The organism is Streptomyces sp. PU-14G (genome assembly GCF_041028275.1).
Classification (GTDB): Bacteria; Actinomycetota; Actinomycetes; order Streptomycetales; family Streptomycetaceae; genus Streptomyces.
The window spans coordinates 1-5595 of sequence record NZ_JASKYT010000417.1 but is presented as its reverse complement, the minus strand read 5'-3'; the positions used below and the strand labels follow the sequence as shown (position 1 = coordinate 5595).

The 5595-nt window shown below is 73.6% G+C and carries 5 protein-coding genes; 4 read left to right on the top strand and 1 reads right to left on the bottom strand.

The genetic code is table 11. From position 1 onward, the window contains the following. Positions 1-65: 65 nt before the first annotated feature. Together AB8Z75_RS30355 and AB8Z75_RS30350 are read left to right on the top strand one after the other, a co-directional pair. On the top strand, positions 66-380 hold the full coding sequence (locus AB8Z75_RS30355; RefSeq protein WP_369207588.1) for a YrhK family protein: 315 nt from the start codon (positions 66-68) through the stop codon (positions 378-380). A gap of 153 nt (positions 381-533) precedes the next feature. Next, on the top strand, positions 534-1625 hold the full coding sequence (locus tag AB8Z75_RS30350) for a fatty acid desaturase (RefSeq protein WP_369207586.1): 1092 nt from the start codon (positions 534-536) through the stop codon (positions 1623-1625). A 22-nt stretch (positions 1626-1647) separates the two neighbouring features. Here AB8Z75_RS30350 and AB8Z75_RS30345 read toward each other — a convergent pair whose 3' ends face one another. Then, positions 1648-3705, bottom strand: a complete 2058-nt coding sequence (locus AB8Z75_RS30345; RefSeq protein ID WP_369207592.1) for a phage holin family protein — start codon at positions 3703-3705, stop codon at positions 1648-1650. A gap of 285 nt (positions 3706-3990) precedes the next feature. Here AB8Z75_RS30345 and AB8Z75_RS30340 point away from each other — a divergent pair, with 285 nt between their 5' ends. Next, entirely contained in the window at positions 3991-4767 is a 777-nt protein-coding gene (locus tag AB8Z75_RS30340) for an MBL fold metallo-hydrolase (protein WP_369207584.1), read from the top strand. A 77-nt stretch (positions 4768-4844) separates the two neighbouring features. Then, entirely contained in the window at positions 4845-5495 is a 651-nt protein-coding gene (locus AB8Z75_RS30335; protein WP_369207590.1) for a DedA family protein, read from the top strand. Positions 5496-5595 lie beyond the last annotated feature (100 nt).

Here is a 5595-nt window from a genome sequence, read left to right as displayed (position 1 = left end):
GTTCTGGGGCACGGGATCAGACGCTAGTGGAGCCGCGCCGCGCGGCTCCACTAGCGTCTGATCCCGTGCCCCAGAACCCGTCCCCGCGCCATCGAGCAGGCAGCCTCACCCTGCACATCGGCCACGCTGAGCTCGTCGTCCGGCAGCGCTACGAGGCGGCCAGCGTCGCCAACGACGCGCTGATCGCCGCCTGGTTCCTGATCGGCAGCATCATGTTCTTCTCGCCCGCGTGGACACACACCGGAACCTGGTGTTTCGTCCTCGGCAGCGTCGAACTGATGATCAGGCCCGCGATCCGGCTCACCCGGCAGATCCACCTCCAGCGGCTGCGCGGCACCGGTGGCACCGACGCCCTCACCGCCTCCGACCAGGACTACTGACCCACCCCTACGGGATCTCCCGGGAAGCCGGCCTCAGGGATGCCCCCGAGGCCGGGTGTAGCTAGCTACACCCGGCCTGGAGGCCAGGCCCCCGCGGCAACGGGCGTGCTGCGCGGCTGTCCGCACACGGCCACGGCCGGAAGGCTGAAGGGCATGACGACAGCGACCGACACGGCCCGCCCACGCCCCGCCGCCGGCGCCCGTAGGGCCCGCCAGGGCAGCGACTTCTCCCGGCTCGCCGACCGGGTCTCCGCTGCGGGCCTCATGGCCCGCAGACCGCTCTACTACACCGTGCGCCTCAGCCTGGTCGCTCTGGCGTTCGCGGCGGGCTGGGTCGCCCTGTTCACCGTGGGCACCTCCTGGTGGCAGCTCGCGGTCGCCGGATACCTCGGCCTGGTCTACGGACAACTGGCGCTGGTCGCCCACGACCTCGCACACCGGCAGGTCTTCCGCGGGCGCCGCGCCAGTGAGACCTTCGGCCGCGCGGTGGGCAACCTGTGCATAGGCATGTCCTACGGCTGGTGGATGAACAAGCACACCCGCCACCACGCCAACCCCAACCACGAGGACCTCGACCCGGACGTGGCGCCCGACATCCTCGTCTGGTCACAGGACCAGGCGACCGAGGCACGCGGGCTGCCCCGCTTCATCGGACGGCACCAGGCCGCGCTCTTCTTCCCCCTGCTGACGCTCGAAGGCTTCAACCTCCACGTCTCCAGCTTCCGCGCGCTGCGCCAACCGCACATGAAACGCCGGTGGCTCGAAGGCGGACTGCTCCTCCTGCACACGGCCGGCTACCTGACGGCGCTGTTCACCGCGCTGCCCGCCGGCATGGCCTTCGCCGTGCTCTTCGTCCACCACGCCGTCTTCGGCGTCTACCTGGGCAGCATCTTCGCGCCCAACCACAAGGGCATGCCCACCCTCAAAGGCGACGAGCGGCCCGACTTCCTGCGCCGCCAGGTCCTCACCTCCCGCAACGTGCGCGGCGGACTGCTCACCGACGTCGCGCTCGGCGGGCTCAACTACCAGATCGAGCACCACCTCTTCCCCAGCATGCCGACACCGCACCTGCGCAAGGCGCGGCCCCTGGTGCGGGACTACTGCGCCGAGCTCGGCATCCCCTACCACGAGACGGGGCTGCTGGCGTCCTGGCGCGAGGCGCTACGCCACCTGCGTGACGTGGGCGCCCCGATCCGCGACCGCGACCGCGACCGCGTCCACGACGGCGTCCACGACGGCGCCTGAGCCGCCGCCTCCCGCAGGTGGCTCAGGGCGCCGGGGTCAGCGGCTGGTCCTGCGGGGGGCCGGAGGTGGCGAGGGGAGAGGGGCCCGCCAGGAAGTGGGGCTCAGCGGATTCGGTCAGCCAGCGACGCAGCACCTGGTGGACCGCCTGGGCGCCCACCAGCTCCTCCCCCGGTTCGACGGGCGCGGACAGCTCCAGCGGGGAGAGGAGGAAGGCGTGGCTCTGCTCGCCGCCCAGCCCACCGTGGGAGCCGACCTGCTCCTCGAAGGCGTGCACGGCACCCGTCACCGGGTCGAACGCGGAGTTGACCATGATGTCGGGCGCGTGCGGGAACCCCGCCGTCCGCAGTACCGCCTGGGCGGCACCGGGCCCGAACGGCGCCAGCGGGTCGCGCGGACCGACCACCTCGCCGGTCAGCAGCCGGCGCTCGCAGCCGCCCGCGCCCAGTACGACGGGGCCGTGCCGGGAGCTGCGCACCAGCACGAAGCCGATCCCCTGGTGCTCGGTCAGCGTCGGCAGCAGCGCAGGCCGCAGCTCCTCGATCCGCTCCCGGGGCAGCCGCCCTGGCACGTCGGGGAAGGAGACCAGGCCGAGGTTGCCGGAGGCCAGGACCACGGGTCCCCGGTCGCGGTCCGGTTTGCGAGGGCCTTCCTGGCCGCGTTCCTCCGGCCGCCGCAGCGCCGCGCGTGCCGCGGCGCGGGCCTCGGAGCCGCTGGCCGTCCGCCCGGCGCGCCGGGGCACCTGGAGCCCGCTGCCGGCGCGTACGAGATCCTCCAGCGTCAGCCCGTACGCCTCCTCGAACGTCTCACCGAAGCTTTGGCCGTGGTCGGAGAGCAGCACCAGGCGGTAGGGGCGCGGAGCGCGTGCGGCGACCTTGGCGATCAGCTGGACCGACCGGTCGAGGCGGCGCAGCACCTGCCGGGTGTCCCGGCCGCGCGGCCCGGAGTGGTGGGCGACCTCGTCGTAGCCGACGAGGTCGGCGTAGACGGCGGTGCGGCAGCTGAGCATGTCCCCCAGCACGGCGGCCACCACCACGTCCCGCTCGACGACGGTGGCGAAGGCCCGGATGAACGGGTACAGCCCGCCGCGGCCCACCCGTGGACGCTCGCGGCGCAGCAGGGCGCGCGTGGACTGGATCATCTCGCGCACGACCTCGGCGGCGAACGAGACGGCGGTGCGGGTGGCGTTGGCGGGATCGGAGAAGTAGGCGAAGTACCCGGCACGGGAGCGGGTGTCCTTGCCCCGGCGCGCCGCGACGGAGAGCACCAGGGCCACCTGCCGGGCGCCGCCGGTGAACAGGTTGCCGCGGCTGGCGCCGTCCTGGGCGAGAAGCCCCTTGTCGCCCGTGCGCTCCATGGCGCGGCGCTGGAGTTCGGCGGCGCTGGTGGGCCGGTTGCTGACGACGACCTCGCCGCTCTCCTTCTCGTACCAGCGGAAGGCGGGAACGTCCTCGTTGCTGCCGTGCAGGATGCCCAGCTGGCTGGCGCCGGTCTGGCTGGACCAGTCGGTGCGCCAGCGGGTGAGCCTGTGGGTGCGCCCGTACAGCGCGGCCACGGCGGGCATCAGCGGCTCCCCGCCCTCGGGCGCCTCCAGCGCCTCCTTGAGTACGTCGTGTCCGAGGCCGTCGAGCTGGAGGAAGACCGTGCCGGGTGTGGCGGGCGGGTCGGCCCTGCCCTCCCTGCGCTGCCTGCGGACGGCTATCCGCGCCAGCCTGCGGCGGTAGGCCCGGTCGTCCCGTACCGCGAGGAACGCGTTGGTCGCCGAGGACGCCGCCGACATGGCCGCGGCCACGACCACGGCCATCGTCGGATCGGTGCTGCCGCTGCCGTACGGGACCAGGGAGAGCGCCAGCCACAGCAGCGAGCCGTTCAGGAAGAAGACGAGCAGTCCGAGCACCAGCGCGGGCACGAGCAGGAAGGCGCGCACCAGCAGCGGCCACACCAGGGCGCTCAGCAGACCGAAGGCGCCCGCGCCCGCGGCGGCCGTGACACCGATCACGGTGGCGCTGTCTCCGCTGGCGGACTGGAGGCGGAAATCGGGCAGCACGCCCGCGAGGACGAGCATCGTCAGGGTGCTGACCATCCAGACCGCTCCGACGCGCAGCGCCGCCACACCCAGCCTGCGCCAGCGCCACGGAATCCGGGGAACGCGCACGTCCGTCAGGTCACCTCCCACACCTCCGAGGGGACATCCTCCCCTGTCGGGACATCCTCCACTTTTACACAGCCCGGCACCGCGCCCGGACCGGCCTTCGAAGCGGAGGCGGCGCCCGGCCGGCACCCTCGCACGCTTAGGCTCGTATCCACCGGACACCCGGCGACGGGGACGGTGAGACGAACGGAGCCGCGAGCGGGAGGAGGAGCGCACGTGCCGGTCGAGGTCACCTGGTGGGGACACGCCACGGCCACCGTGCGGGACTCGGGGGTCACGGTGCTCACCGATCCGCTGCTGGTGCGCCGACTCGCTCATCTGCGCCGCAGGCGGGGCGCGCTGCCACCGCCTCAGGCCGCGCGGGCCGACCTGGTGCTCATCTCGCACCTGCACGCCGACCACCTGCACCTCGGCTCGCTCGCCAGACTGGACGCGGGCACCCGCGTCGTGCTGCCGCGCGGCGCGCGGCGCGCCGTACCGGGACTCCGGCGCGTGGCCCGGCGGCTGGAGCTGACCGAGGTGGCGCCAGGCCAGACGGTGGAAGCCGGCCCCGTGACCGTGCGAGCGGTACCCGCCTCGCACGACGGCCGCCGGCTGCCGGTGGGACGGCACGCCGTCCCGGCGCTCGGCTACGTCATCGAGGGTGAGGAGCGCACCTACTTCGCCGGGGACACCGGACTGTTCGAGGACATGGCTCAAGCCGTCGGCCCGGTCGACACGGCGCTGCTGCCGGTGGGGGGCTGGGGCCCGTTCCTGGGCGCGGACCACCTGGACGCGGGCCGGGCGGCCGAGGCCCTGGCGCGGCTGCGTCCGCGCAGCGCGGTGCCGGTGCACTTCGGTACGTACTGGCCGGTCGGCATGGACGCCGTACGGCCGCACGAGTTCCACTCCCCCGGCCTGGAGTTCAAACGGCTGGCCACGCACCCCGCGCCCGACGTCACGGTGCATCTGCTGGAGCACGGCGAGTGCGTGCGGCTGGAGGCGGACAGGTGAACGGTGCGCTCACCGAAGGACTGAGCGCGGGCCTGACCAGCCTGTCCCCGGGCGTGACGACGGAGCTGAGCTCAGGCCTGGGCGGCCTGGCGACCGTCGCCGAAACCCTCTCCGACGCGGTGGTCAGGCCCCCGGAGGCGACCCAGCAGGCACTCGGGTACCCCTCGCTGTTCCTGCTGATCGTCCTCGGCTCCCTGGTGCCCGTCGTACCGACCGGGGCGCTGGTCAGCGGAGCAGCGGTGGTGGCACTCCACCAGAGCCTGCCGGTCTTCGCGCTGCTGACCGTCTTCGGCATCTCCTCGCTCGCCGCCTTCCTGGGCGACCTGGGCCTCTACTGGCTGGGCAAGCGGGGCGTCGGCTCCAAGAACGGCTCCCGCTGGCTGTCCGCGCTGCGCGAGCGGGCGGCGCCCGAGCGGCTCGCCCAGGCGGACCGGAAACTGCGCGACCACGGAGTGGCCGTGCTCGTCGTCTCCCGGCTGGTGCCCGCGGGACGCATCCCGGTGATGCTCGCCTGCCTGCTGGCGCGCATGCGGATGCGGGAGTTCGCGCGCGGCGACGTGCTGGCCTGCCTGGCATGGTCCGCGGTCTACCAGCTCATCGGAGTGGCGGGCGGCTCGCTCTTCCCCCGCCCCTGGGAAGGCGTGGCGGCGGCCGTCGCCTTGACGGTGCTCGTCAGCGTCGCCCCCTCACTGTGGCGCCGGGTGCGTCGGCCGCGCACCTCGGAATGACGGGCCGCCGGCTCGGTGGGCGGGCCCGGTGGCAGGTCCTTGTGGCAGGTCCTTGTGGCAGGTCCTTGTGGCTGAGCCCGGTGGGTGGGCCTGGCGGGTG